Source organism: Rhizobium sp. SYY.PMSO (genome assembly GCF_046840415.1).
Classification (GTDB): domain Bacteria; phylum Pseudomonadota; class Alphaproteobacteria; order Rhizobiales; family Rhizobiaceae; genus Rhizobium.
Genome location: NZ_CP177350.1, coordinates 614,361 through 641,227, shown reverse-complemented (window position 1 = coordinate 641,227; position 26,867 = coordinate 614,361). Strand labels below are relative to the sequence as shown.

Annotated in this window: 26 protein-coding genes and 2 pseudogenes; 10 read left to right on the top strand and 18 right to left on the bottom strand. The window is 61.7% G+C overall.

Features of this window, described 5'->3' with window-relative positions; translation table 11 throughout:
• Positions 1–30 precede the first annotated feature (30 nt).
• On the bottom strand, positions 31–513 hold the full coding sequence (gene greA, locus ACJJVH_RS21370; protein ID WP_112799398.1) for a transcription elongation factor GreA: 483 nt from the start codon (positions 511–513) through the stop codon (positions 31–33).
• A 109-nt stretch (positions 514–622) separates the two neighbouring features.
• Between greA and ACJJVH_RS21365 the strand changes: the two genes are divergently transcribed.
• A complete protein-coding gene (locus tag ACJJVH_RS21365; protein ID WP_412066074.1) occupies positions 623–1,081 on the top strand; it encodes a DUF1801 domain-containing protein in 459 nt (152 codons plus the stop codon).
• A 137-nt stretch (positions 1,082–1,218) separates the two neighbouring features.
• The gene (locus ACJJVH_RS21360; protein ID WP_412066073.1) at positions 1,219–2,871 is read left to right on the top strand and encodes an alpha/beta hydrolase; all 1,653 of its coding nucleotides are present in this window, start codon (positions 1,219–1,221) and stop codon (positions 2,869–2,871) included.
• Here the strand turns inward: ACJJVH_RS21360 and ACJJVH_RS21355 are convergent.
• A complete protein-coding gene (locus tag ACJJVH_RS21355) occupies positions 2,868–3,935 on the bottom strand; it encodes a linear amide C-N hydrolase (RefSeq protein ID WP_412066199.1) in 1,068 nt (355 codons plus the stop codon). The genes ACJJVH_RS21360 and ACJJVH_RS21355 overlap by 4 nt on opposite strands.
• Positions 3,936–4,338: 403 nt before the next feature.
• On the opposite strand from ACJJVH_RS21355, the gene ACJJVH_RS21350 reads away from it, so the two are divergent.
• Positions 4,339–4,965 (top strand): LysE family translocator, encoded by a 627-nt coding sequence (locus ACJJVH_RS21350; RefSeq protein ID WP_112799389.1) that lies wholly within the window; start codon positions 4,339–4,341, stop codon positions 4,963–4,965.
• Here the strand turns inward: ACJJVH_RS21350 and ACJJVH_RS21345 are convergent.
• From ACJJVH_RS21345 to ACJJVH_RS21330, 4 genes and pseudogenes are all read right to left on the bottom strand, one after another.
• Positions 4,951–5,241, bottom strand: a pseudogene (locus ACJJVH_RS21345) (GNAT family N-acetyltransferase); the annotation flags it as partial. The gene ACJJVH_RS21350 and the pseudogene ACJJVH_RS21345 overlap by 15 nt on opposite strands.
• Before the next feature lie 124 nt (positions 5,242–5,365).
• Positions 5,366–6,253: an intradiol ring-cleavage dioxygenase gene (locus ACJJVH_RS21340; RefSeq protein ID WP_412066072.1), complete on the bottom strand. Its 888-nt coding sequence runs from the start codon at positions 6,251–6,253 to the stop codon at positions 5,366–5,368.
• 377 nt (positions 6,254–6,630) lie between these two features.
• Positions 6,631–7,692: a maleylacetate reductase gene (locus ACJJVH_RS21335; protein WP_412066198.1), complete on the bottom strand. Its 1,062-nt coding sequence runs from the start codon at positions 7,690–7,692 to the stop codon at positions 6,631–6,633.
• A complete protein-coding gene (locus ACJJVH_RS21330) occupies positions 7,689–8,564 on the bottom strand; it encodes a dioxygenase (protein ID WP_412066071.1) in 876 nt (291 codons plus the stop codon). The genes ACJJVH_RS21335 and ACJJVH_RS21330 overlap by 4 nt, the downstream gene beginning before the upstream one ends.
• Before the next feature lie 97 nt (positions 8,565–8,661).
• Between ACJJVH_RS21330 and ACJJVH_RS21325 the strand changes: the two genes are divergently transcribed.
• Positions 8,662–9,612 carry a LysR family transcriptional regulator gene (locus tag ACJJVH_RS21325; RefSeq protein ID WP_113384323.1) on the top strand — a complete coding sequence of 317 codons (951 nt, stop codon included), beginning with the start codon at positions 8,662–8,664 and terminating at the stop codon, positions 9,610–9,612.
• A 27-nt stretch (positions 9,613–9,639) separates the two neighbouring features.
• Here the strand turns inward: ACJJVH_RS21325 and ACJJVH_RS21320 are convergent, their stop codons facing one another.
• A complete protein-coding gene (locus ACJJVH_RS21320) occupies positions 9,640–10,602 on the bottom strand; it encodes a hypothetical protein (protein WP_412066070.1) in 963 nt (320 codons plus the stop codon).
• A 452-nt stretch (positions 10,603–11,054) separates the two neighbouring features.
• Here ACJJVH_RS21320 and ACJJVH_RS21315 point away from each other — a divergent pair.
• From ACJJVH_RS21315 to ACJJVH_RS21305, 3 genes and pseudogenes are all read left to right on the top strand, one after another.
• Positions 11,055–11,276: pseudogene (locus ACJJVH_RS21315) on the top strand (winged helix-turn-helix domain-containing protein); the annotation flags it as partial.
• 912 nt (positions 11,277–12,188) lie between these two features.
• A complete protein-coding gene (locus ACJJVH_RS21310; RefSeq protein WP_412066197.1) occupies positions 12,189–12,770 on the top strand; it encodes a tetratricopeptide repeat protein in 582 nt (193 codons plus the stop codon).
• 231 nt (positions 12,771–13,001) lie between these two features.
• The gene (locus ACJJVH_RS21305; protein WP_113370129.1) at positions 13,002–13,958 is read left to right on the top strand and encodes a TadE/TadG family type IV pilus assembly protein; all 957 of its coding nucleotides are present in this window, start codon (positions 13,002–13,004) and stop codon (positions 13,956–13,958) included.
• A gap of 142 nt (positions 13,959–14,100) precedes the next feature.
• Here the strand turns inward: ACJJVH_RS21305 and ACJJVH_RS21300 are convergent, their stop codons facing one another.
• The 3 genes from ACJJVH_RS21300 to ACJJVH_RS21290 all read right to left on the bottom strand — a co-directional run bounded on the left by ACJJVH_RS21300 (position 14,101) and on the right by ACJJVH_RS21290 (position 16,454).
• Positions 14,101–14,937 (bottom strand): bifunctional allantoicase/(S)-ureidoglycine aminohydrolase, encoded by an 837-nt coding sequence (locus tag ACJJVH_RS21300; protein WP_113434147.1) that lies wholly within the window; start codon positions 14,935–14,937, stop codon positions 14,101–14,103.
• Between the two features lie 85 nt (positions 14,938–15,022).
• Entirely contained in the window at positions 15,023–15,319 is a 297-nt protein-coding gene (locus ACJJVH_RS21295; protein WP_412066069.1) for a hypothetical protein, read from the bottom strand.
• A gap of 193 nt (positions 15,320–15,512) precedes the next feature.
• Complete coding sequence (locus ACJJVH_RS21290; protein ID WP_412066068.1) at positions 15,513–16,454, bottom strand: LysR substrate-binding domain-containing protein; 942 nt, start codon at positions 16,452–16,454, stop codon at positions 15,513–15,515.
• A gap of 167 nt (positions 16,455–16,621) precedes the next feature.
• Here ACJJVH_RS21290 and ACJJVH_RS21285 point away from each other — a divergent pair, with 167 nt between their 5' ends.
• The 3 genes from ACJJVH_RS21285 to catA all read left to right on the top strand — a co-directional run bounded on the left by ACJJVH_RS21285 (position 16,622) and on the right by catA (position 19,127).
• Positions 16,622–17,803 (top strand): muconate/chloromuconate family cycloisomerase, encoded by a 1,182-nt coding sequence (locus ACJJVH_RS21285; protein WP_412066067.1) that lies wholly within the window; start codon positions 16,622–16,624, stop codon positions 17,801–17,803.
• Positions 17,804–17,815: 12 nt separating this feature from the next.
• Positions 17,816–18,106, top strand: a complete 291-nt coding sequence (catC, locus tag ACJJVH_RS21280) for a muconolactone Delta-isomerase (protein ID WP_112799370.1) — start codon at positions 17,816–17,818, stop codon at positions 18,104–18,106.
• 82 nt (positions 18,107–18,188) lie between these two features.
• Entirely contained in the window at positions 18,189–19,127 is a 939-nt protein-coding gene (gene catA, locus ACJJVH_RS21275; protein WP_113357054.1) for a catechol 1,2-dioxygenase, read from the top strand.
• A 71-nt stretch (positions 19,128–19,198) separates the two neighbouring features.
• Here catA and ACJJVH_RS21270 read toward each other — a convergent pair whose 3' ends face one another.
• The 8 genes from ACJJVH_RS21270 to ACJJVH_RS21235 form a co-directional block, all read right to left on the bottom strand.
• Positions 19,199–20,539: an SAM-dependent methyltransferase gene (locus ACJJVH_RS21270; RefSeq protein ID WP_112799367.1), complete on the bottom strand. Its 1,341-nt coding sequence runs from the start codon at positions 20,537–20,539 to the stop codon at positions 19,199–19,201.
• A gap of 216 nt (positions 20,540–20,755) precedes the next feature.
• Positions 20,756–21,460 carry an ABC transporter ATP-binding protein gene (locus ACJJVH_RS21265; RefSeq protein ID WP_412066066.1) on the bottom strand — a complete coding sequence of 235 codons (705 nt, stop codon included), beginning with the start codon at positions 21,458–21,460 and terminating at the stop codon, positions 20,756–20,758.
• Complete coding sequence (locus ACJJVH_RS21260) at positions 21,457–22,281, bottom strand: ABC transporter ATP-binding protein (protein WP_112799363.1); 825 nt, start codon at positions 22,279–22,281, stop codon at positions 21,457–21,459. Before ACJJVH_RS21260 ends, ACJJVH_RS21265 begins: the two co-directional genes overlap by 4 nt.
• Positions 22,274–23,131: an ABC transporter permease gene (locus ACJJVH_RS21255; RefSeq protein WP_412066065.1), complete on the bottom strand. Its 858-nt coding sequence runs from the start codon at positions 23,129–23,131 to the stop codon at positions 22,274–22,276. The genes ACJJVH_RS21260 and ACJJVH_RS21255 overlap by 8 nt, the downstream gene beginning before the upstream one ends.
• On the bottom strand, positions 23,128–24,177 hold the full coding sequence (locus ACJJVH_RS21250) for an ABC transporter permease (RefSeq protein ID WP_412066196.1): 1,050 nt from the start codon (positions 24,175–24,177) through the stop codon (positions 23,128–23,130). The genes ACJJVH_RS21255 and ACJJVH_RS21250 overlap by 4 nt, the downstream gene beginning before the upstream one ends.
• Before the next feature lie 33 nt (positions 24,178–24,210).
• Positions 24,211–25,797 carry an ABC transporter substrate-binding protein gene (locus ACJJVH_RS21245; RefSeq protein WP_412066064.1) on the bottom strand — a complete coding sequence of 529 codons (1,587 nt, stop codon included), beginning with the start codon at positions 25,795–25,797 and terminating at the stop codon, positions 24,211–24,213.
• A 201-nt stretch (positions 25,798–25,998) separates the two neighbouring features.
• Positions 25,999–26,478 (bottom strand): MEKHLA domain-containing protein, encoded by a 480-nt coding sequence (locus ACJJVH_RS21240; protein WP_412066063.1) that lies wholly within the window; start codon positions 26,476–26,478, stop codon positions 25,999–26,001.
• 61 nt (positions 26,479–26,539) lie between these two features.
• Positions 26,540–26,833, bottom strand: coding sequence for a hypothetical protein (locus ACJJVH_RS21235; protein ID WP_412066062.1), 294 nt, complete (start codon positions 26,831–26,833; stop codon positions 26,540–26,542).
• Positions 26,834–26,867: the final 34 nt, after the last annotated feature.

Genomic DNA, 26,867 nt, shown 5'->3' with positions numbered 1-26,867 from the left:
TCAACCCCTACATTGGAATGGCGATGGACACTATTCGATCGCGGTGATCTCCAGTTCTTCCTTGCCAAGGATCACGACGTCGCCAACCGTCTTGCCCATCAAGAGCCCTGCGACGGGTGACACATAGGAAATCGACCCCGCCTTGGGATCGGCCTCGTCTTCTCCAACGATGCGATATTTCTGCACGCGGCCATCCTCGCGGCAATAGGTCACGGTGCTTCCAAAGGCGACGATGTCACTTGAGGCCGGCGTCGGCTTGACTTCGGCGGTGCGCAGCCTTTCGGCGAAATAACGCGCATCGCGCAGGGGGATGGCGGTTTGCCGCCGGCGCTCGTTGATGTCTTCGATGGCGCTCGCGGCCTCATAAGCTTTGCGTGCCTCCTGAAGCTGAAATTCCAAGGCCTTCAGGCCCGCCTCCGTGACAAAGTTCGGATGCGGCGAAATGGGCCGGTCGGGCAGCACGGTTTCGGCGGCCGTTTCGGCACTCTCTTCCTTCATGAACGCAGTGCTCAATTTCGAACTCCATTCCGACGCGTCTAAGTTTCGGGCATTCGGGCGACGCCCTCCCGATTGGCAGATCAGCCCTATACTATAGATCAGATAACAACCTTGGAGAAATACGATGGCCGATAGAAAGCCCAAGTCGCCGACGAAGGCCGCATCCACGGCGGCGGCATCGGAGGCAAAATTGCTTTCGGGCGGCAACCCGCAGATCGCCAAGGGCGACGGCGATGCACCCGTGCAAGCCTATATCGCTGCCATGCCGGGCTGGAAAAGCGATATCGGACGCCGGATCGATGCGCTCGTGGTCAAGACCGTTCCTGACGTGCAAAAGGCGGTGAAATGGAATTCGCCGCTCTACGGCATGAAGGACGACGGCTGGTTCCTGGGCATTCATTGCTTCACGAAGTACATCAAGGTGGCCTTCTTTCGCGGCACATCGCTGCATCCGATCCCGCCGGGAGAGTCGACGAGCAGTCAGACGCGTTATCTCAACATCCGCGAGAACGACGTGCTGGACGAAGCGCAGTTTATCGACTGGGTGAAGCAAGCAAGCCGGCTACCCGGCGACCGCATGTAAGCGCCCTCCGGCATCGCCGCAAATATGTTGCCGCACGTTTCTTGGCATTCGGGACGCCATTGCGTAGCATCGCGCGAAGTCGCAACACGCCCTGCGGGCAAATCCGGTCCGCTCCCCGGTTAGAACAAAGGATCGCCATGCGTCGTCTGGACAAGGAGATATTCCGCTCCCTTTCTCTCCTCGGCATGGTCTTGGGCCTCATCTTCTTCGCGGCTTCGCTCACGCCGAGCCTGATGCCCCGCTCTTATCTCGTTCAGGGCGCCTTGTCCGGCATAAGCGCCGGCGTCGGCTACACCATAGGCACCGCACTGACCTGGCTCTGGCTCTATCTCCAGCTCCCGGTTCCCAAGGGATCGCTGAAAGCGGCCCGGTGGTCGATCGGCATTGCCTGCCTGATCCTCTGCCTCGCCGCTCTCTGGCATGCCACCTTCTGGCAGAACTCAATCCGAACCTTGTGGAAGATGCCGCCGATCGCCAGCGCCGACCCCTATTGGCTCGCGGCCGTGGCGGCCGCGACTTTTCTGGTCGCGCTTGTCGTCGGCCGCCTCTTTCGCATCGCCTGCCTGCTGTTTTCGCAATGGCTCTCGCGCGTGGTGCCCAGCCGCCTTTCAAAGGTGGTCGGCGCCCTGCTTGCGGTCGCGTTATTCTGGTCGATCGGCGAGGGCATATTGCTCCGACTCGCGCTCGACGCCGCGGATGCCTCGTTCCGCCAGGCGGATGCGCTGATCGAGGACGACCAGCCCATGCCGCAGATTGCAACCAAGACCGGCAGCGCCGCCTCGCTCGTCGCCTGGCAGGGATTGGGACGCCAGGGCCGGTATTTCGTCGCATCAGGTCCCGGAGCTCGCGACATCGAAAGCTTCTGGAACACGCCTGCGAAGGAGCCGCTTCGCATCTATGTTGGCTTGAACAATGCCGAGGCCAGCAAGGAGCGCGCGCAGCTGGCCTTGAAGGAGATGATACGGCAGGGAGCCTTCGACCGGCCCATGCTTGTCGTCATCGTGCCGACCGGAACGGGCTGGATAGACCCCGCCGCCATGGATACGCTCGAATATCTGCAGCACGGCGATGTCGCCAGCGTCGCCGTGCAGTATTCCTATCTGACGAGCTGGATGTCGCTGCTTTTCGAGCCGCAACAGGGCGAGGAGACGGCGGTCGACCTCTTCGATGCCGTTTACGGCTACTGGTCGAAGCTCCCCCACGACAAGCGGCCCAAGCTCTATCTGCACGGCCTGAGCCTCGGGGCGCTGAACTCGCAGCTCTCGCTCTATATCTACAATGTCATCGGCGATCCCGTGAACGGCGCGCTCTGGAGCGGCCCGCCCTTCCGCAGCGCCCGATGGAAAGCGGCGACTGCGGCACGAAACCCGGACACGCCGGAATGGCTGCCGAGATTTCGCGACGGATCGGTCATCCGCTTCGCAAACCAGGAACACGCGCCGGACCAGTTCGCCGCGCCCTGGGGACCATTGCGGGTCATCTATCTGCAATATGCCAGCGATCCGGTGGTCTTCTTCGATGCCGCCTCCGCCTTCCGCGAGCCGGAGTGGATGAAATCGCCCCGCGGGCCGGATGTCTCGCCGCAACTGACCTGGATACCGGTCGTCACCATGCTCCAGCTCCTTTTCGACATGATGATCGCGACGACGTCTCCGGTCGGCCACGGGCATATCTATGCGCCCCAGCACTATATCGATTGCTGGATATCGCTGACCGACGCGCAGATCTCGTCAGAAGATATCACGCGCCTCAAATCGCTCTTTGCTTCCCGCTTCGGAATGGCGCCCTAAAGCCCGAGGAAGCGGAAGGCAGGGGCCTCCTTGAAGGATGAGGTCGCGTCACCGGAATAGGTATGGTCCTGGTTCTCGCCGAGATCCAACTTCCTGACCTTGCTGCTCTGCGAAAAATCGATCCTCTTGAGATCAACCCAGAACGTATTGGGTGTCAGTGCGGATTCGAAGAAATAGAGCTCGCGCTTGTGATCGAAGACGGTACGCCACCGGGTCGACGATATGTTCGGCTCCTCTGACGTATTGAGCCCGTAGGGAACGGAGACATTGCGGATCACGCTGAAGACGCTGGCAAGAGCGTGGTTCGGATCTTCTCCCTTCGGGATCGCGTTGACGTAGAAGGACGCCCGCGCGAAACGATCGGAGGCGCGATTGGTGCCCGGAAGGAAGACCGTACCGCCGATCTGCTTCCAATAGGCATTCAGCGCCAGCTGCTCGTCGAATGTCGGCGAATTCGTCATCACCTGATAGTCGCGGCTGTGATGGATGACCTGCCTGCCGTGGATATATTCGACGATCGCGCTGTCGCCCGACGCATCGGACATCGACAGGTGCAGCGTCGTCAGGCGGTTCTCGCCGGGAACATTGGCGGTGACGATGGTGAAGGGCTCCTTTTCGAGAGCTGCTACCGCCTCATCGACGGTGGCGAAATTGTCGAGCACGTACTGGGCCCAGGCGGCGATCGTCAGCCCCGGCTTGCTATCCTTGCCGAACGTGGGATAGTCGGACTCCACCAGCCAGAGCAGATTGGCTTCCAGCCCTTTTTCGTTGACGCCGTCCGTTGTGGAAACGTCATAGCCCGTCGCCACGACACTTCCGTATTTCGCTGTCCACCTGATGGAATTCGGCCCCGCCTCGCCGCTGCGGGAAATACCGCGCGGCAGGATCCACAGATTGGTCGCGACGTCGCTCTTCCAATCCATCGAGCGGGCGGTGATCACATTACCGTTCGACCCGAGATAGACCAGCCGGGTACACGCGCTTGCCCCGACGTCCGAAAGGACAAGCGAAAGGGAGGCCAGGCATGGCAGGAGGAATTTCGTCTTGATCCGGCAAAGACGCATCATGAACTCCTTCACGGTAAACCGTTGCTGCAAAGGGTTGAAGGCCCGGCGACATCGCCCTGCCGGCCGGGATATCCCGGCACGGTTTGCTGCCTCCGTGCAGTCGCCGTTCTTTCAGTCCAGTCGATGACAAATGCGTACGGCGGAGCGCGGCAGCTCCCGAACCGCCATCCATCCGCTTTGAACAGGATAGCGCATGAAAGCGGCACCGCAATCAAAAGTCTCGGCGACCGATGTCGCGCGGCCGTGTGCTACCGGAGACAGAAAATGGCCGAAGCACCGGCGCAAAGGCGGCTGTTGCATCGTTTCTGAAATTGACTAGTCTTCAGCCAGCCAGAAATGCCGGATGCAGAGTTTCCGCGTCGCCGGGACCTTGCCACAAAGCCAAACTTCTGAGGGATCGATGGTCAGCCTTGGTGTTTTGACAACTTATATACTGGTGGTGCTCGGCCTGATGGTCATCCCCGGGCCGGCCACACTGCTCACTCTCGCCCGCGCCGTCAGCGGCGGCAGGCGTGCCGGGCTGGCGACCGGCCTTGGCATCGCTGCCGGCGATCTTTTCCATACGATGATGGCAACCTTCGGCCTGTCGGCGCTGCTGGCGACCTCCGCACTGGCCTTCGAGATCGTCAAATATGCGGGTGTCATCTATCTGATTTATCTCGGCTTCAAGGCTTTTGTCGAAAAAAGCGGCAGCATAGACGTGCCGACGGCGCAAGCCATCACGCCCAGCCGCGCCTTCAGGCAGGGTTTCTTCACCGAAATCCTCAACCCCAAGACCGCCCTCTTCTTCCTGGCCTTCCTGCCGCAGTTCATTCACCCGGAGGGCGGATCGGTCATTGCGCAATTCGCGTTGCTCGGGGCCATCTTTGTCGTCCTCAGCATCGGCGTGACCTCGCTTCTGGCAATCGGCGCCGGATCGATCGGCGGCTGGCTGCAACGCAACCGCACCGTCGGCCGATGGCAGGGAAAAGTCATCGGGACGATCTATATGGCGTTGGGCCTAAGGCTTGCTCTACAGCAGCAGTGATCCGGCTCTACGGTCGCCGGCCCGGGATCGGACCGACTGCCGTTTGACGACGCAGAGGTTCATTTCCGACCGCAGGCGAAAGCCATCGCCTCACAAAGCGCGATGGCCGGTGCGTTCGTAACATAGGCGCGCAGATAGGCGGTTTCGCCTCGCGCCGAGATTTCGCCGGCCACGAAGCGAAAGAGCAAGGAGCCAAGGCCGCGCCCCCTGGAAATCCGCATGGTTGCAAAGACCGCTAAGTCCGGCAAATCCCGCCTGCCGCATGCTCTGGCCGGCCTACTTTCACGTAATTCTTAGGTTGTCTTGAAGAATCGGGTTGCCTATCGGCGACAATAAGCCTCCGTATGGAGGCGAATAGATCAACCGCCCGGCGCTCAGGAAGAAGTGCCGCAGGGCTCGATCATCTGGTTCTCTCCGGCGCCAGCACGAAATCGTGCTCGACCTGCCAGAATGGTCCGCGAAAGCCAAGTTCCCCGGCGCGGGCGGGATCATCCATCAGCCTGAACTCGGCAAGCAGGCTTTCCTTGACGCCGAACACCGCATCGGAATGAATATACGGATCGTCGGGATCGAAGATATGGGTCGTCAGCGTCTCGAACCCGTCCGCCTTGATGATGTAATGCAAATGAGCCGGCCGATAGGGGTGGCGGCCGAGCGCACCAAGCAATTGTCCAACAGGGCCATCGTCCGGGATCGGATAGTATTTCGGCTTCACCGCCCGGAACCAGTATCGGCCATCCCTGCCGGTGCGGAATATGCCGCGCAGATTGAAATCGGGCTGGAGGCCCTTCTGCTGGACGTCGTAGAACCCTTCGTCATTCGCCTGCCAGACGTCGAGCACCGCATTCTCGATCGGCTTGCCTTCGGTGTCGAGGATACGGCCGCTGATCACCATGTCCTCTCCCTTGTGGTCGAGGCAGATATTGGCGCCCATGGGAAGCTCCGGTGCATCCGCAACGTGGAACGGCCCGAGAACCGTGCTCTCCGATGCGCCCGACGGCTTGCGGTTGTTGATCGCGTCGACCAGCATCGAGACGCCAAGCACATCCGAGAGCAGGATGAATTCCTGCCGCCAGTCGGTGCAGGTATGGCCGGTGCGGGTGAGGAAGAGGATCGCCTCCATCCATTCGTCCTGGGTCGGTTCCAGTTCCTTTACCGCTTCGTGTAGCTTGCGGGTGACGACTTCCATTACCTGCTTCAGCCGGGCATCCCGGGCATTCACGTTGCGGCTGGTGACAACCTCGACGGAATTTTCCTCTGTAAAATAGCCCTTTTCTTCGATGCTCATAGTCGCCTCACCTATCCAGAATTACCTTCAATACACGACGCAGCCCGATCTCGGGATCGGCGACTGCTGCCTGCCGCGCCAGCCGACATGGCGGCCAGGGCGCATGAGCCATGCGCCGGAGCGCGGATTTTCCGTACCCGTGCCCAGCCGCCAGTCAAGCACTGCCGCTCCTGACGCGGGCCGCTCCTGTGAGCGGTACTCGCCAGGCCCGGCTCCCTCGACAGCGCCTTTGCCGCTGCGATCCGGCCGTCGCCGCCGATGCCGGTCGATGCTGGAAAGTCGTCATGGCCGTCGTCTTCGGAACATCGCGTCTCGTGAACATGTTTCCTCCCCTCATCGTCTCTCCTCCCAAACAGCACGCCTCCCGGCGCTATGCCTCAGTCCCCTGGCCGCCGGCCCTCCCACGCATGCTGCAGCAGCAGACGGATCGACGCCCGGTCGATCGGCCGCGGATTCCAGTATGGATTCTCGACGGCAAGCGAAGCCGCGCGATCGAGATCGGCCTGCGTCAACCCGAATTCCCTGAGAGACAGCGGCGCTCCGAGCGCCTTGGCAAAATCCCAAAGCCCGCCGCCGATCGAACCGCCGAACATGTCGGCCGCTTCCGCCAGTTCGGACGCGGCGGCAACCGCGTTGAATGCGGCCGTATGCGGCAGCATCACCGCATGGGTTTCGGCATGCGGCGTATCGAACGAGCCGCCGAGCGTGTGGCAGATCTTGTGATGCAACGCCATGCCGACCGTGCCGAGCACCGAGCCGCAAAGCCAGGCGCCATACAGCGCATCGCTGCGGGCCTCCCCGTTCTTCGGATCACCCGCGATGACAGGCAGGCTCCGCGCAAAGGCCCGTAGGCCCTCCAGTGCCATGAGGCTCGAAATCGGGTTGCGGTCTCGCGCGTACAGCCCTTCGACCGCATGCGCCATGGCGTTGAGGCCGCTGGTGATGCTCATGGCAACGGGCAGTCCGAGCGTCAGCAAGGGATCGTAGATGACGATCTCCGGCAATATCCTGGCGTCACGCACCGTCGTCTTGCAGCCTCCCTCGGTCTGCCCGAGGATCGGCGTGACCTCCGAACCGGCATAGGTCGTCGGCACGACGATCTGCAAAAGGTCGGTACGATAGGCGATCGCCTTGCCGAGCCCGGTCGTCGATCCGCCGCCGAGAGACACGACGCAGTCCGCTCCGGCCTCCGCCACCACCTTCATCGCCGCTTCGGTCACTTCGACAGGCGTATGCATGGTCGCGCCCGTGAAAACACCGCAGGCGAGCGGACCGATCTCCCCGGCCAAAGCCTCGGCATCGGCCCTCTGGTGCGGCGTCGACAGAACCAGGGCCCGCTTGCGGCCCGTCTTAGCGACCCATTCGGCCACCGCGCTGCGCGTGCCCGCGCCGAAGACGATCTGGGCCGGACTGCCCGCATAGGAAAAATCTCGCATTATCCTGCCCTCCCCGGCTTTGTTCTCACCATGACGAAGGTCAGGTTGACTGCCTTCGCGCGCTTTCCATCGATTTCGGCAGGCTCGAAACGGACGACGAGGTCCGGCCGCACGCCGAACAGGGCATCCTCGGCAAGATGCGGGTCGCTCGCATCGTAAATATGGGTCGTAATGGTCTCGAAGCCCTTGGCGCGGATGACGAAATGCAGGTGCGCCGGGCGACGCAGCGGATAGCCTGCCCCGGCAAGCAGCCGCCCGACCGGCCCGTCATCCGGTACGCCATAGCCGGAGGGCATTACCGAGCGATAATGAAAGCGCCCTTCGCCATCCGTGCGGAAGAGGCCACGCAAATTGTGTTCCGGCTGCAGGTCCGGCTGCTGATTCTCGTAGTAGCCTTCGGCATTGGCCTGCCAGGTTATCACTTCGGCGCCGGCAACCGGCATACCGTCGAGATCCTGCACCCGCACAGACACCATCAGCGGCTCACCGATGCCGTCGAGCGAGATCGAAGCCCCCGATGCCCGCTCGGGCGCGTCATTGCGGAAGAACGGGCCGCGGACGGTGTTCGGCGTTGCCGCCTTCGGTCGCCGGCAATTGACCTCCTCGACCAATGCGGACGCGCCGATGAGATCGGACAGCAACACCCATTCCTGCCGCCGCTCGTCCGAGGCGTGGCCCACCTCCGTCAGGAAGGCGATGACCTTGCGCCACTCTTCCCGGGTCGGGCGAAACTGCTTGATGAGATCGTGAACATGCGTAACGGCCGCCGCGATCAATCGCGGCAGATCGCCGTCATTGTCCGCGCCAAAGCGCTCGGCGAAAGCTTCTGCCGACGTCGTCTCGCTGAATGTGAGCGCCTTAGCACGCTCCACCATGCCCATCCTCCAGGATCTCTCATGTATGGGAAGGAACATTAGCAGCCGGGCGGGTATGGATTGATGATTTTATTGTCAGTCAATATAACATATCGTTATGAAGATAGATGAACGACACCTCATCCAGCTTGCAGCCGTCGTGAAGACGGGCGGCGTTACGGAAGGCGCGGCGCTGCTGGGCCTGGCGCAACCCGCCGTATCACGCACCTTGTCGCTGCTGGAAAAGCGTGTGGGAGAACCGCTCTTCGTCAAGGGCCGGCGGCCGCTGCAGCCGACGCCGCTTGGCCTGTCGCTCGCCGAGCATGGTTTCGCAATGCTCGCGGCCTCGCGCAAGGCTTCCGATCTCGTAGAGAGCTTCCGCGTTGGCAAGAGCGGGGTCGTGCGGATCGGCGGCACCCCCTTCTTCATGGACGCATTGATCGCCCGGCTGTGCGCGGAGTTCCAGGCAAGCCATCCGGACGTGCGCATCGACCAGAGCTACGGCTATTTTCCGGACCTGCGTGCGGCGCTCAAGGCCGACCAGATCGATCTTGCCATCTGCCCGATCGATATTCTCGACGAGGGCTCCGGCCTCGAATTCCAGCAGATCCTTCCCGGGCGCAACGTCGTCGCGTGCCGGGTAACACATCCGCTGTTGCTGAAGCGCCGGCCGCAGCCGAGCCACCTTCTCGACTACCCCTGGGTCGCTCCGCCGCCGGGAAGCCCGCTGCTGGCAGACCTGCGCGCCCTGCTCCTTTCCTTCGGCGCCACCGAAATCAAGATCCGCTACTCGGGCGGCTCGCTGATGAGCGTGATCAATTATCTGAAATCGGCGGATGCGCTGACCGTCATGCCGCACAGCGTCGTCTTCGCCCAGCGCAAGGAAAAGACGATCACCGCTCTGCCCGTCACGATTCCGCATCCCGAGCGCGCGCTTGCCATCCTCAAACGAGTCGATGCGCCGCGCGCTCCCGCCGTCGACCAGTTCGCGGATTTCGTTCGCCTGGGCTTTCAGGAGCTGCGGCATCTGATCAAGCGCCACGAGGAATCGGTGATCTGGGGGCTTTGACCAGTGCGGCCCTGCGCTCCGCCGCGATCAGATGTCGCCGGTCACCATCGACTTTTCGGGTGATGGCGCCAGAGCCGACAACGCCTCGGCCAAAGCACTGTCCAGAATCTGCAGCTTGCGTGCGTGCGCCCGCGCATATTCCCCGTAAAAGCCTCGCGAGAGCCAGATCTGCGAGTGACCACGCCGGCCGCTCCAGCCGATGCCGCCGATGGTTTCCGCCGCCGCGAGCTTGCGGCTGGTATGGGCGCGGGACAGGCCGAACGATCGCGCCAGATAGGAGATCGAGCTTACATCGGTCAGGAACCTGTCCCGCCCCGCCGGCATCTCCGGATCTATTCCGGCAATCAGCCTGTCCATGAGAAGCCCGCCGGCATCGGTCCAGGTGAAGATCGCGTACAGCGGACCGGGGCTGCGCACTTCGGGACTGGAAAGAAGCGCGTGTGCGGCAATCGGCTCCACCAGAGCCAGCAGCGTCTCCGGCTCAGAAAGGAACAGTACCGACCTGCCTCCGCCGTCGATGAGATCGAGTGCCTGAAAATGCACCGCGTACCACCGGATCAGCATCGAAAGCGTCGCCGGTGCCGGTGCGGCCTGCTCCGATTGACCGTGCCTGGCGCCGGAAACCGGGCTAATGATATCGTATTTCAATGCTTCGTCGAAAAACGCATAGGCCGTGTTCCGGCTGGCAATTCCGTATTGCAAGGCAAGATTTCCGAGATCCCGCCGGGTCAATCCGGCCTGAGCCCTCTGAAAGGCCGTGAAGTAATTGCCCAATGCGGCATGGCACAGGAGCCAGCGCTGCTGAGCGGCGAAAAGTGCCGCAATGCGGGGAGAAGCCCCGTGAGCCGTAATGAAGCTGCGCGCCAGAAACATGATCGCCCGCGAAAACGCCGCTGCCCCGCTCGGGCTGTCCGTCCCGGCGGTCGGCATTTCGACCGCACGCATGGCGTCCGCCGATCGGGAAACCGGAAAATCAAGCACCGTTCCCATTGGGAAACTCTCTCATCATTGCCGGCTGTCCGATGTCCAACTCGCGGCCATGCCGTTGCGGAACGCTCATGAATATTAGGAACATCAAATCTGAAGATGCGCCATGTAACACATAGAATAGTCTTGTTTCTTTCTCCATGGTAACCAGCATGTCCCCCCGCTCACGAGTAAATCGCCGTTAACTCTCCAACAGCCCGGATCGTACTGGAATCGGCGTGCCGGTGTCTTGATACCGCCCCGGCCAGGTTCTGATATTTTCTGATATTTTTCTGAAATCCGCGATTTTGCTCGAAAAATCGACATTTAATCGGGCTCTCCGCCGCGATCCGACTGTGTTTGCGCACGACGATTTGTTTTTCCGGATACGGATGGCCGCACATTGACTGTCGAACTAAGCTTTCCCTATACTGGGCCGTATTTTGAATGCTGCAGTTGAGGATCGTTGCAAGCCGGTGTTTTGTTTTGCTGGGTTCGTTCTTGATCCGGATCGTGCCGAGCTTCATGGGCCTGACGGCTCCGCGATCCGGCTGCGGCCCAAAGCCTTTGAACTGCTGAGGTTCCTCGTCACCAACAACAGGCGCGTCGTCGGCAAGCAGGAGCTGATGAACGCAGTCTGGCCGGGGATACACGTCGCAGAAGACAGTCTGTTTCAATGTATCCGCGAGATCCGCGCGGCATTGGGCGACACGCAGCGGCACATGGTCAAGCTCGTGTCCGGCCGCGGTTATCTCTTCAGCGCCGAGGTGTCTCTCACGCCGGACGCTCCGCCCCGCGGATCCGCGCGCAATATATCGGCTTCCGACGCGGAGTTGGTCATCGAACCGGCAAGTCCGGAACGCCGGCCCGGTTCGCACAAGACATTTGCTTTCGGCGCATTCACAGCCCTGCTTGCAGTCGCCGTTGTCGGCCTTGTCTTCTTTTCCTCGCGGGGGAACAGCGGTTTCAGATCGGATGGCCCGGTCATCGAAGTCCCGCCGATTGTCGACAGCACCGCCGATCCTCAAAGTAACGCCCTGGCGCAAGCTGTCGCTGCGGAAATGATCGACGGTCTGGCAAGGATCGACGGCATTCGCCTCATCGCTTCCAAGAAGCAAGGTCCGGTGGCGACGGCCGAAGCGATCCCGGCGCGCGCCCATGGCGCCGATCTCTTCCTCCAGGAAGAATTGCAGAAAGGCCCGCAATCCTGGATTTTCCGGACACGCCTCATCAACGTAGCCAGCCGCGAGATTGAATCCGTTGCCGAAGTCAGGCTGGATGCCGGCGAACCCGACAAGCAGCGTCTCGCATCCCGGCTCGCTGCCCGCGCGGGCTATCAACTTGCAATCCGCCTGAACAAATTCGGCGAGGCCGACAGCGGACCACAGGCGGATGCCGCAGACGTCGCGATACAGCAGGCCACCGCCTCGATTAATCACACGACCAAGGAACGCTTCGCGACGGCGCGCGCGATCCTTGAAAAATATCTGAGCGACCAGCCAAACAACCCCGACCTGCAGATCGCGCTCGCCGCGTTGCATCTGCGCGGAATCCAGCTGGCCTGGTATAGCCCGGCGGAGGGCAAGGCAGCGGAAAATGAGGCAAGATCCTTGCTTGAACATGCCCTGCGAAGCCGGCCGAACTCCATCCCGGTGCTTGGGACCTATTGCCGCTTTCTGACCGTGACGAACCAGTTTTCGGAAAGTCTCGTCGCCTGCGCAAGAGCGCTGAGCCTCAACCCGTGGGATGGCACGGCATTGTTCCATCTCGGCCTTACGCAGATTCAACTGGGACGGTTCGAGGACGCCCTTGCGACATTCGCGCAAGCCGACCGCTTCGACACTCCGGACGTATCGCGCTGGACCTGGTTATTGGCGGCGGGATGGGCCGATGTGCTTTTAAATCGCAATGAAGATGCTATCGAGTGGCTGCAACGTTCCATCGCAATCACGCCGGGAACGGGACGCGCCCACATGCTCCTGGCAACCGCCTATCAGCGGCTGGGTCGATTGGACGAAGCAAAGCAGGCATTGGCCAGGGGGGTGCTGCTAAGGCCAGGCTCCACAGCCGCCAATATTGGCCTGCCCACGCGCAACACCAGCCCGATCTATCTCGAAGCCCGCCGGAAAATCAACCAGACGCTGATCGCAGTCGGCCTGCCGGCTGGCGAGGATGACCAGACGTCAAAATGATCGGAATGGACCAAGATGCTCATTCGATATATCTGCCGCTGACGGCACAGACATAAATCATGCGCCATATCTAATATTAATGGACGCGAAGTGGCGCATTCAAAGAATTCAAACCTGATTGATACATGTTGAAAATATCGACCGGTCGATAGAACTTGATCTTCCTTTTAAACGGCGTCTTTATACTTATCGTCATACCGTCCGGCAAATTTTAAACCTTTTCCGGCAAAGATGATGGGCATCGGCTTTTTACGGCATATAGGCCATCTGGCCGGCGATCGCGGCGGCAATTTTTCCACGATGACGGCACTGCTTGCCGTCCCGCTGGTCGCGGCTGCCGGGATGGCCGTCGACTATTCCTCGGCGATATTTCAGCGGGCGAATTTGCAGGAAATCGCCGATGGTGCGGCGCTGGCGGGCGGCAAGGTCTTCGATGGCACCAATCTGGCTGCGGCACAGGCGGAGGCAAGCCGTTTCATCGCCGCTTACGCGGATACGACGCCCGCCAATCTCAGCTACACCATCACGGCGAACGGACGCGTCCTTTCCGTCAACCTGACAGGAGCCGTGCCGACGAACCTGATGCGCATCGTCAACATCAACAGCGTCGACATCGGTGTAAACTCTCAGGCCACGGCTCCGGCAAAACCCGATATCGTGACGCTCACGCCGACACAGGCCCAGGGCTGGTACTACAAGGTCATCACCATTCGCGTCGTCAGGCCGAATTCGACGGCAGAAACGGTCGTCGGCACGGTGACCTATCAGCCGACGACCCATAACGACAGCGGACAAGGCACGATGACAGCCGTACCCTCAGGGCCGATTACCCTTGGCCAATATACCAAGCTGGCGTTGCAGATGGACGTCAAGGACGATGGCTGCCCGCTCGGCAAGGCGGCATCGGTATCGAACAACAATGCCGTCAGTTGCAGCAAGTCTTCCTCCAGCACGAAATATGACCTGACCTTGCGAACGGACGATCCGAATACTTCGAACTATCTCTTCGTCGACGGCAGCGAGCTTCCCAAAGGCGTGACATTGCCGATCGAGAACTATTTCGGCTGTCAGGCCGCGCAAAAACACGCCTGGGAGGACGGTGGCGGGTGGGATCGGCAGGATTTCTTCTACACGATCTCGTCGCAGTGCTCCTCCGCCGATGGCGATGCCGTGCGCCTTACGAACTGATACGGAGGTCGACGGTCAGCCGCGCGGAAGCGGCTGTCTGCAACTCGAAACCCTGTGACGCGCGTCGGCCGGCGCCTGGCCAGCCGACGACCGCAAGCGGAACCCGCGCAAAGGCTACGCGGATTCCAGCCACGGCTCGGGCCTAACGGCGCGAACCGAAGGGACGAAGCGCCATATGGCGGTTGACATCCTTGTAGAGCAGGTAGCGGAAGGGGCCGGGGCCGCCGGCATAGCACGCCTGCGGGCAGAAGGCGCGCAGCCACATGAAGTCGCCGGCTTCCACCTCCACCCAATCCTGGTTCAGACGATAGACGGCCTTGCCTTCCAGCACATAGAGACCGTGTTCCATGACATGGGTCTCGGCGAAAGGGATGACGGCGCCGGGCTGGAGCGTAACGATCGTCACATGCATATCGTGCCGTAGATCGGACGGATCCACGAAGCGCGTGGTCGCCCAGCGTCCTTCAGTGCCCGGCATTGCGGCCGGCGTGATATCCTTTTCGTTGAGAACGAGCGGCTCGGGATGAGCCAGGCCCTCCACGGCCTCGTAGGCCTTGCGCAGCCAATGGAAGCGGGCATGCGCGCCCGCGCGGTTGTGAAGGGACCATTTCAGGCCCGGCGGCAGGAAGGCATAGCCGCCCGGTTGAAGAACATTCTTGCCGGAAGGCAGCGTCAGCTCGACTTCGCCATCGACCACGAAGAGCACGCCTTCAGCCTCGGGGTCCAGCTCCGGCCTGTCGCTGCCGCCGCCCGGCGCCACTTCCATGATATATTGCGAAAAGGTCTCTGCGAAGCCGGAAAGCGGCCGGGCGATTACCCAGCAGCGCGTATCGTTCCAGAAGGGCAGATAGCTGGTGACGATATCCTGCATGACCCCCTTCGGGATGACCGCATAGGCTTCCGTGAACACGGCCCGCCCCGTCAGAAGATCGCTTTGCGGCGAATGGCCACCAAGGGAGGAATAGTAATTTCGTTGCATGTCTGAACCCTTCATTCTCATAGATTCGAGAGGCTAAACCGTTCGCCCCCTGATAACTGGATAGCGCCAAAGTCGGAATGCCGCGTTACGTCGCCCCTGCTTCCCCCCATAAACTCACGATCCCGCCGCAGCCGGTATTGGCATGTGGCAACGGTGCCTTGCCCACATGATCAGCAGGATCGACATTCGCGGCAATCCCGATCGGCGCCCGCGCCGCCATGGCATTGCTGTCAGGCAACTCGACGAGCCGTCCGCGGACGGCCGTCACGTCGTCTTCGACAACCGCATTGCATGGTCGAAAACCCATGGTTTCGCCGTGGGCAAGGAAAAGGGTGCAGACAGCTGCCAGGAAAAGCCAGGCCGACAGCGAAAATCTCAACATGCCCCATCCCATCGATGTATCCCCTTCGAATCTAGCAGGGAACTCCGCCTGGGAAAATCAAATATCCGGCTGCGGACCGCCGGGAAAAAGAAAAACACTTTCAGAATTTTGCATGGCAATGCCCGTGCAGCGCATGGCGCCATTTTCCGGCCTGGCGATCGGCACATGCTTTGCCCGATTGTCCGGGCACCGGCTAATCGCCTTGGGGGCGGTTGGGCAGGACATTATGCTCCACGTCCAGCCACGGTGGATTTTCCTGGTACATCTCCTTAATCAGCCGCTTGATGAGGTCGATATAAACCGAGTTGTCGCCGATGCGATGGTTGAGGATCACCGGAGACGTCATCGCCTCCTCCTCTATCAGCCGGTAGTGGACGTCGGATCGCATCTGCCGCGCGGACGAAGGGATGACGCAGACCCCGGCATCGGCCGCCACAAGCCCGAGGGCGGTCTGGATCTCCCGCACTTCATGCACTTCCGCGGGACGGACGTCGTGGCTCTGCAAAAGCCCCAGCACCTGATCGGCGTAGCCGGGCCGCGGCTCCTTCGGGTAGACGATCAGCTTCTGCCCGTGGAGACTTTTGACCGGCAAGGGTGCGGAATCCCCGGCAAGCGCCGTCCCCATGGGCACGGCCGCCACGAGACGCTCCTCGCGCAGGACGGTCCCGACGACATTGGGATCGCTATGACGCAGCCGGCCGAAGCCGACGTCGATGCGACCCTCCTTGAGCGCGGGGATCTGCTGGACCGACACCAGTTCCAGCAGCTGGATATCGAGTTCCGGCGCATGCTGGCGCATCTTGCGGACCAGCGAGGGAATGTCGCCGTAGAGCGTGGATGCGACAAAGCCGATGGAGAAGACGCTGTTCTGGTTGAGGCCGACACGGCGCGTCGCATCCCGCATCTGCTCGACGCGGCCGAGGATCTGCAGAGCCTGCTCGTAGAACAGCCGGCCGGCATCGGTCAGGCGTACGGGACGGCTCTTGCGGATGAGCAGCGAGACTCCGAGCTCCTCCTCCAGAAGCTGGATCTGCCGGCTCAGCGGCGGCTGCGCGATATGCAGCAACTCGGCGGCGCGCGTAAAATTGCGCTCCCGGGCGACGGCGGCGAAATAGCGAAGCTGACGAAGATCCATCTTGCAAATCCCATCGGTAGGCAAACCGCTTGACATCATTCCATGATATATTGCGTTGCACCAAGTCCATAGCCGTTATCATTTTTCTGCCGATCATACCATAAAGGTATCGTTTGAGATGCAAATGGTGTTAGACATGCGTCCCTCGCCCGTCGCACAGTTCAGCCATGAACACGACCTTCGCACCCATTGCGCCGAATACCGCGACCACCCCCGTCATCGACCGGGTTGAAACCCTGCTCGTGGATTTGCCGACCATCCGGCCACACAAGCTCTCCGTCGCGACGATGAACGGCCAGACCCTGATGCTGGTCAAAATTCACTGCAGCGACGGCATTGTCGGCATCGGCGAGGCAACGACGATCGGTGGGCTCTCCTATGGCGGAGAAAGCCCGGAGGGCATGAAGCTCGCGATAGACACCTATTTCCAGCCGGCGATGATCGGGCAGGACGCAACCCGCATCCAGCTCCTGATGGCGCGCATCGGCAAGAGGATCAAGGAAAACCGCTTCGCCAAATGCGCCGTGGAGACGGCGTTGCTCGATGCGCAGGGCAAGCGCCTTGGCCTTCCCGTCAGCGAACTTCTGGGCGGACGTGTGCGCGGCCGGCTGGCGGTGGCGTGGACGCTGGCCTCCGGCGATACGGCGACGGATATCGCCGAGGCGGAGAAGATGCTCGATCTTCGTCGCCACAGGATCTTCAAGCTGAAAATCGGCGCCAGGACGCCGCGTGAGGACGTGGCGCACGTCGCCGCGATCAAACGCGCGCTCGGCGAACGCGGCGCGGTTCGCGTTGACGTCAACATGGCCTGGAGCGAAACCGAAGCGGCCTACGGCATGGCTGCGCTTGCCGATGCGGGCTGTGAGCTGGTGGAACAGCCCGTCGCGTCGGCGGCCGCGCTGACGCGGCTCGTGCGTCGCTTCCCCATCGCCCTCATGGCCGATGAATCCTTGCACGGTCCGGAAACCGCCTTCGAGCTTGCGAAGGTCAGCGGCGCGGATGTCTTCGCAATCAAGATCGAGCAGAGCGGCGGCCTCTTCAATGCCCAGCGCGTCGCGGCGATCGCCGATGCCGCCGGCATCGAACTCTATGGCGGCACCATGCTCGAAGGCGCCGTCGGCACCGCCGCATCGGCCCATGCCTTTTCCACCTTCGCCAACCTGCAATGGGGAACGGAACTCTTCGGGCCGCTGCTGCTGACCGAGGAAATTCTCGCGAACCCGCTGACGTACGACGACTTCGAGCTGAGCGTTCCCGATGGACCGGGCCTCGGCATCGCGCTGGACGACGACCGGGTGAAATTCTTCCTGCGCGACGGACCGCGCAAAACCGTGAGCGTCGCCAGGTAGAGGAGCACGACCATGCTTTTTCACGTTCGAATGGACGTCAGCATCCCCCGCGATCTGCCGCAGGCGGAAGCAAGCGAGATCATCGCCCGGGAAAAGGCCTATTCGCAGGAGCTGCAGCGCAGCGGAAAATGGCGGCACATATGGAGACTTGCCGGTGAATACGCGAATTACAGCATTTTCGATGTGAAGGACAACGAAGAGCTGCACGCGATCCTGACGGGGCTGCCGCTGTTCAAATTCATGACCATCAAAGTCACGCCGCTTTTGCGGCACCCGTCGTCGATACGCGACGACGACACCTGAGGCGACGGCACGCAAGAACCCTTGCTAAGGGCGAGGTTTTCGAAGCGGCTTTCGCAACGATCGGAAAGAGGAGGAGTAAGATATGAGCGTGAGGATTTTTGACAGACCCGACGTGCAGGATTTCCTGAAGGTTCTCAGCGGCCTGACCAATGACGGCGGCAATCCGCGCGTCAAGCAGGTCATCCACCGGCTGATGTCCGACCTGTTCAAGGCCATAGACGATCTCGACGTCACCCCCGACGAATATTGGACCGCTATCGCGTGGCTCAACGAACTCGGCACCGCCGGACAGGCGGGCCTCATCTCGCCCGGCCTCGGGCTCGACCATTTCCTCGACGAGCGGCTCGACGCCATCGACGAGGCGCTTGGCATCAAGAGCGAGACACCGCGCACGATCGAAGGCCCGCTCTATGTGGCCGGAGCGCCGGTGTCACACGGCTTTGCCCGCCTCGACGACGGCACCGATGCCAACGGCCATACGCTCATCATGCACGGCACCGTCTACGGCGCCGACGGCAAGCCGCTGCCCGGCGCATCCGTCGAGGTCTGGCACTGTGATACGCGCGGGTTTTATTCCCATTTCGACCCCACTGGAAAACAGGCGCCGTTCAACATGCGTCGCACGATCATTGCCGACGCCGACGGCTGTTACAAGTTCCAGAGCATCGTGCCGCACGGCTACGGCGTTCCTCCGGGCAGCCCCACCGAAAAGCTCCTGTCGGCCCTTGGGCGTCACGGCCAGCGACCCGCGCATATCCACTTCTTTATCGGTGCGGACAATCATCGCAAGCTGACGACCCAGATCAATATCGCCGGCGATCCGCTCGTGAACGACGATTTCGCCTATGCCACCCGGGATGGTCTCGTTCCGGCCGTCACGGAACGAAGTGACGAGGCGAGCATCAAGGCAAACAATCTCAGCGGCCCGTTTGCGGAGATCGAGTTCGATTTCCATCTGACCGCCCTTGTCAACGGCGTCGACAATCAGGTCAACGAGCAGCGCAAGCGCGCCGCGGCGTAACGGATTGACGCGGTGGCCCGAAGGGGCCGCCGCCTTGCTTCTATTTACAAGGCGGCAGCGGCAGGCAGTCTTCAGAGATTTCTCGAAGACTCGGCGCCGGATTGATTTTGCTGACGGGGCTTGCGCTCGTCATGCAAGGTCAGATCGCGCCTCGCACGCGCGCTCGCGGCCTCGATGGGCTGCGCTTTCCCTTGTTCGGCGACAGCAGCCCGCGCCCGCTCTATATCGACCATGTAGTCGCGCGCCAGCGGAAGAGCGGAGACATCCTTCGTCAGTTGCAGCTGCCAGTTCATGTGGCCCATGCGACGAAACGCGAGTTCGGATCCGATCAGATAGAACTCGAACATCCGGCAGAACCGCTCGTCATAGAGCGTGGCCAACGTGCTTCTGTTCTTCATGAAGCGATCCCGCCACTGCTCGAGCGTCTTGGCATAGTGGAGCCGCAGGATCTCGATGTCGGTCGTCCAAAGGCCGGACTTTTCAACCACGGACATGACCTCGGAGACGGCCGGCGAATAACCGCCGGGGAAGATATATTTCGCAATCCACGGATTGGTGCTGCCCGGCCCGTCGGCCCGGCCGATCGCGTGGATCAGCGCAACGCCATCCTCCTTGAGCACGGCGCGAATCTTGTCGAAGAAGGTCTTGTAGTGGTTGATGCCCACATGTTCGAACATGCCGACCGAGACGATGCGATCGACCGGGCGCGTCCAGGAGCGGTAGTCCAGCAGCTCGAACGTCACCATATGCTCCAGACCCGCGTCCTTCGCACGGGCCTTCGCGGCCAGCAGCTGCTCTTCCGAAAGGGTCAGGCCCGTCACCCGCGCTCCGAATTCCCTGGCCAGATAGAGAGCCATCCCGCCCCATCCGCAGCCGATATCCAGAACCTCCAGGCCGGGGCGATCGAGCATCAGCTTCGATGCGATATGCCGCTTCTTCTTGACCTGCGCCTCTTCGAGCGTCTCGTCGCCGACGGGGAAATAGGCGCAGGAATACTGCCGGTCCTCATCCAGCATCAGCGAATAGAGCCGGGCATCGAGATCGTAGTGATGGGCAACGTTGCGCTTCGAGCGCCCGGCAAAATTCAGCTGATCGAAATTCCGGCGCAGCCAGCGGACCTTGTCCATCAGCTTCTCGAAAGGATGGTGCCCGCCCTCCATCAGGTTCAGGACGAGAAAGTCCATCATTTGAAAGAGATCGCCGGAGGCCGGTTCGACGTCGCCGTCCATATAGGCTTCGCCAAGCGCCAGAGCCGGGTTGAGAAAGAGGCGGCGTTTCGCGCGCTCGGTTTTTATTTTCATCGTCGCCCGCGGCTCCGACCCCGTACCGAAGTCGCGTGTGGAACCATCGGGAAAAGTGACCGTGAGCGTTCCGATTTTGATCAGGCGGGACAAAGCTGCTTCTAGGAACATGACGACTACCTGTTTATCGTTTCCTTGCGGGGGGATCCGCGGCCCGACGGCGACCGGGCATCCCGCGCCGGTATCTTGATATGAAAAGCGTACTACTTAATTCGATAGAATATCCAGATCATTTGCGACATCAAGGTTGCGGCGGCTTGGTGACGACGATACCCGATTCGGTTGCATCGTCATCTCCAAAACCGCTCGACGGCGGAGCTTTGCGCCTTAGCCGTCCTTCGATAAGTCGGCACGATCCATGATCCGCGTAATGACGCCGCCGCCCATGATCGCGGCGCGATCGCACATATGGGCGACGACGCCGGGATCATGGCTCACAAGCACGAACGTCATTCCATGCGCCGCCTTCAAGTCGTTGAGAAGGTTGAGAATCCCCGCCTGCACCGAAACATCGAGGGCCGAGGTCGGCTCGTCGAGCAGCAGCAGCTTCGGGCGCAGCAGCAGCGCGCGCGCAATGGCCACGCGCTGCCGCTGCCCGCCGGAGAGCTGATGCGGATAACGCTGGCTTGTTGCCGCCGGCAGACCGACCTGATCGAGAGCCGTCCACACCTGCGCTTCAACGTCCTTCGCGCCGCGCAAGGACAGGGGCTCGCCGAGAATGCGGGCGATCGTGTGACGCGGATGCAGCGAGGAATAGGGATCCTGAAACACCATCTGGATATTGTCGCGCAGCCGGCCTGAAATCTTCCTGCCCGGCTGGAGCGGCTCGTTGAAAACGGAAATGCCGCCCTGCCAATGGACGTTCAGCCCGCCGATGGCGCGCAGCACCGTGGTCTTGCCGCAGCCGGAAGGGCCGATGAGACCGAATGTCTCGCCGCCCGCCACATCGAAGCTGACGCCGCGCACGGCCGTAAATGTCTTCCTGGCGCCGGAAAAGGTAATGGAGAGATCGGAAACCGAAAGCGCGCTCATGTATCGGCTCCATAAACCGGCAAACGGGTGCCGTAGGTCTTCGCCGACGGCCTTGCCGCCCACAGGGCACGCGTATAGGCGGATTGCGCACCGGCAAGATCGGCCGAAGCCAGCTCCTCCTCGATCCGGCCGCCACGCATGACGATCGCCCGATCGGCAAATTGTGCCATCTGCTGCAAATCGTGGCTGATGAGCAGCAGACCCATGCCGAACTCCTCCGTCAGCGAGCGCAACAACGTCAAGATCTGGCTCTGAAGCTCCCGGTCGAGCGCGGATGTCGGCTCATCGGCAATCAGAAGCTTCGGACGGTTGATCAGCATCGCCGCGATCATCACGCGCTGTCCCATGCCGCCCGACAGTGTGGCAGGATAGCTCGAATAGACCCGCTTGGGATCGGGAAGGCCGACCCTGTGAAGCATGTCGAGCGCGCGCTCGCGCCGCTCGGCGGCCGAAAGGCGCGTATGCAGCAGCAATGTCTCCTCGACCTGCCGCCCGACCTTGTGTGCGGGATTGAGCGAATATTTCGGATCCTGCAGGACGAGGCCGATATCGTTGCCCCGAAGCCTGTTCCAGCCGGAGGATGGCAGGGAGAGAAGGTCTTGGCCTTCGAAGGACAGACGCGCCGCCCGCACCTGCGCATGACGCGGCAGCAATCCCATGATCGCCCGCCCGGTCATCGACTTGCCGGAACCGGATTCGCCGACGAGCGCGACGATCTCGCGATCGACCGAAAAGCCGATGCCGTCGACGACGCGCACCATGTCCGCTGCGGAGGGAAAGGAAACCGACAGGTCCTGAACGGATAGCAGCGGCTCAGCCATGACGCGGGTCCAGTATGTCGCGCAGGCCGTCAGCCAGAAGGTTGAAGGCGAGCGAAGTGATGAGAATGGCAAAGCCGGGCACGGCCGCCACCCACCATTGATCGAAGATGACCTGCGTGCCTTCCGAGACCATAGCCCCCCATTCGGCGGTCGGCGGGCGAACGCCGAGGCCGAGAAAGCCAAGCCCTGCCGCGGCAAGAATGATGCCCGAGAGATCGAGCGCCAGGCGAATGATCGCCGATGGAAGCACCAGGGGCAGCACATGCCCGTAAAGCAGCCGGACACCCCTGATGCCGACCATTTCGGCAGCGGCCAGATAATCGCTCCGGCGCAGCGCTGCCGTCTCCACACGCGCCTGGCGCGCATAGGCGGGCCAGCTCGTCAGGGAGAGCGCCAGCGCGCCGTTGACCAACCCGGGCCCCATGATCGCGACGAAGGCAAAGGCCAGCAGCAGCCTCGGGAAGGACATGACGACATCGGTGACGCGCATCAGGACGCGCTCGGTGAACCCGCCGAAAAAGCCGGCGAGAATGCCGACGACGATACCGAGCGGAGCCATGAGGAGAACGACGAACAGCAACAGGAGCAGGGTCGGGCGCGCGCCGTAGATCATGCGCGACAGCAGATCGCGGCCGAAGCCGTCCGTGCCGAACCAGTGGGCGCCGCTCGGCGGCATCAGCCGGTTGGCCGTCTCCTGCAGATTGGGATCGTATGGCGCAATCAACGGCGCAAGCAGCGCGACGGCAAGGATGAATACGACGACCGCGCTGCCGATGGCCGCGGAGGGAGAGCGCAGGAGACGCCGCAGGAAAGACGCTCCGTCGAGCGGATGCTGAACGATGGCGCTCACCGCTTCCTCCCCGCCTCAAGCCGCGCGACGCCGAGATCGGTCAAGGCATTCAGGAGCACGAAGGATGCGCCGACCACAAGGGTCGCTCCGAGGATCGCCGGCGTGTCGCCGGCAAACATCGCCGTCGTCAGATAGCGGCCGATGCCGGGCCAGGCGAATACGGTTTCGGTGAGCACGGCGCCTTCGAGCAGGCTGGCATAGGAAAGGGCGATCACGATCAGAAGCGTCCCGGATATGTTCGGCATGATATGCGTAAAGACGATGCGGGACAGGCTGGCTCCCTTGGCCCGGGCGGTCGTCACGTATTCCTGACCGAGTTCCGTCAGGATCGAAGCCCGCGTAAGCCGCGAGATGGCCGCGAGCGCGTAAAAGGCAAGCACGGCCGCCGGGAGCGCCAGATGCGCCAGCGCGTCGCGAAACGCCCCTTGCTTGCCGGAGAGCCACGCATCGATCAGCGCAAAGCCGGTAACGGACTTGACGGTATATTGAAAGACCACATCCGCGCGTCCCGGTCCCGGTGCCCAATGCAGCCGCGCATAGAAGAAGAGCAGCATCAGCAGGCCGAGCCAGAAGATCGGCACGGAATAGCCGAAAAGCGAGACAAGCCGCGCTGCGCCGTCGAGCCATGTCCCCTGCCGCATGGCGGCGGCAATGCCCAGCGCCAATCCGATGACGGAGCCCATGATGATCGCCGCCGTCGCAAGCTCGATCGTCGCTGGAAACGTGCGCGCGATATCCTTGGCCACCGGCTGGCCGGTCGAGGTCGACTGGCCGAAGTTCCCCGAGGCGGCTGTTTCGATATAGCGAAGGAACTGCATCGGCAGAGGCTGATCGAGCCCGAGCTCGGCGCGGGCCTGCTCATAAGTCGATTGGCTGGCGTGGTCTCCGACCATCTGCAGCGCGGGGTCGATCGGCGACAGGCGCGTCAGCGCGAAAGTCACCAGCGCCAGCCCGAAGAGCGTCAGCGCAAAAGACCACGCCCACGAAAGAAAAGACCTTACGAAAGACAACTCCCGCCAGGCTGTCTTCTGGCGGGAGTTGGTCATCTCGGCATCGGATTGGCTTGCCGCTTGCGGCACTTACTTCTCCACCTTGTCATAATAGACCTGGTCTGCATTCAGGCCCTGGGCATAGTTCTTCACCTTGTCGCTTAGCACGACCTGATCGTTGCCTTGAAGCATAAAGATGAAGGGAGAGCTTGCCTGGATCTTCTTTTGCAGATCCTGATAGAGGGCGACGCGCTTGGCGGCATCCTGTTCCTTGACGGCGGCGAGCGTCTCGTCGGTGAGCTCGGGGATCACCCAGCCGGCATATTTCGCAGCCGTGTTGGCGGAGTTGTCCTTGTTGATGGCAAAGGCGCTGGCATTGGAGTGAGGATCGAAATAATCCGGGATCCAGTAGCGCAGCGTCATCTCGAACTTGCCGGAGCGGCCGCGGGCATAGATGTCGCTTGCCACGCCCGGCTGAATATCCAGCGTGATGCCGGCCTGCGCAAAGGTCGATTGCAGCGACTGCGCGATCGACAGGAAAGGCTGGTCGTTGAAGACGATGAATTCGACCTTGAACGGCGTCTTGATGCCGGCATCGGCGAGAATCTTCTTCGCCTTCTCGACATCGAGCTTGAAGGGCGTATCCGTCAGCGCGCCGGGGAAGCCGACCGGCAGGAAGGCCTGGTGCACCGTGCTCTGGCCGCGCAGCAGGTTCTTGGCGATGCCGTCATAGTCGACGAGATAGCGGGCCGCCTCCCAGAAGGCCGGATTGCCGAGCGTCGGATTGGCCTTGGTGTTGAGCAGGATATAGTCGGTGCGCGCGGACGGCACCGAGAGAACCTTGACGCCGCTCTTGGTCTTCAGCGCCTCGATCTGGTCGGCCGAAAGGCCGCGTGCGATATCCGCATCGCCCTGCTCGACGAGCAGGCGGCGCGCGCCGACATCGGGGACGTTGCGGATGATGACGCTGTCGAGCTTCGGCTTGTCGGCGGAATTGGCGTTGGCCTGCAGCACCAGCGCCTCGTGCGGCGTATAGGTCGCGATCGTGTAGGCGCCGCTGCCGGCCGAGTTCGTCTTCAGCCAGCCATTGCCGAAATCGCCGTCCTTCGCCTGGGGCTCGACGGTCTTTTCATCGATGACCGAGGCGATCGGCGCAGTCAGCAGCGACAGCGCGAAACCGGAGCCGACATCGGCCGACCAGGTGAGCTTCACATGCTTGTCGTCGACCTTGGTAATGGCGGCATCGACATTGTCGGCCTTCCAGCCCAGTTCGTTGAGAATGAAGGCCGGAGACTTGTTGAGCTTGACGGCACGCGTCAGCGAAAAGATCACGTCTTCGGGGCGCACCGGATTGCCGGAGGAAAACTTGGCGTCGGCAAGCTCGAAGGTCAGGCTGCGGCCATCGCTGCCGGCGGCCCAGGACGCCGCAAGCGCCGGCTCGATCTTCGTGCCGTCTTCGCGGTTCGACTGGACGAGGCGCTGGTAGAGATTGTTGAACGACTGGACCGTCGTGAGTTCGAAGCCTTCGGCCGGATCGAAGCTGACGGCATCGTCGATCGACTGCGCGACCACGAGCACATTCGGCGGCGTTTCCGCCTGGGCGACCGACGTTCCGAACAGAAGTGCCAGACCGAAAGCCGTTCCGAGCAGCCTCGCGCGAGAGGCAATAATTGACATTGGGTGAGCTCCCTTAAGTGCTTTTGCTATATGACGTTCCAGTTATTCGCTGTGCCTGACGCGATCCAACTACCGGCAAGCATTTAACAATCTCCTCGGTAGCATGCAGGCAAAATAGATCCAGCTTTTTGCGATTTCTGCAAAAAAATTTCCCCTGCGATCTTCAGGCATCTCAGAATATCGGCCAAGTCGCGGTTGTCCCTATGCGAGACTGGCATCCTTCCACCTGGAAAACGTCGCCGCCTGACCGCGCAGGCTCCCGTTACGGTCCATAAGCTGCCAGACAATGCCATCCTCGATCCAGAAGCGCCGGCCGGACTTTGCCACTCTCAAGCCGCGATAGTCTGAAATGAAACCGTCACGCGTCACCGCGTCCAGCAGCCGCTGGCGCTCCGCCCGGTCTGGAAGCTCCACCGACAATCGCGAAGGCAGCGTTACGAACTCTTCCCACGGATATTCGAAACAATCCTGAGCAGATTTGTTGGCATAGACGAAGCGGGGATCGGCATCCGTATTGTGGGCAACGACCACGAAAGGCGCGTCGCGATAGAGCCAGCCTGGTCCACCCCCGTGGTCGACAAGTTCTAGACCGACGATGCGGCGGAAGCTGCCCGTCAGGAGTTCGAAAAAGGCTTCATCGACCGACAAATCCACGCGGTTGCTTTCAGGCCCGTCCACCATCGCTTCCCTTCCCGTCCGTTCAAGATCGACCGAAAGGATGTCTATCAAACTGACGTGCGGATCAAAAGCATCGCAACACGCAGATATTGTCGGCGGGGCATTCGACGAGCACCGTGCGCTCCTTCGAGGAGGCGTAGGTGCCGACCCAGCGATTGACGACATGCCGGCCCGGCAGGTCGAACACGCGATCGAACTCATCGAGGATCAGCCGGTCGAAGCGCTCGCTTGCAAACGGCTGCTGCGCATTGCCGTAGACATGACTGTCGCCGACCACAAGCGAGCCATCGGCCGACTGGACGGCGATCAGGTGAACGCCGGCGAAACCCTCGTAACGGGCGAGGCTCATATCCGACATGACGGCCGCCCCGAACCGGCTCGGATGGGCGGGC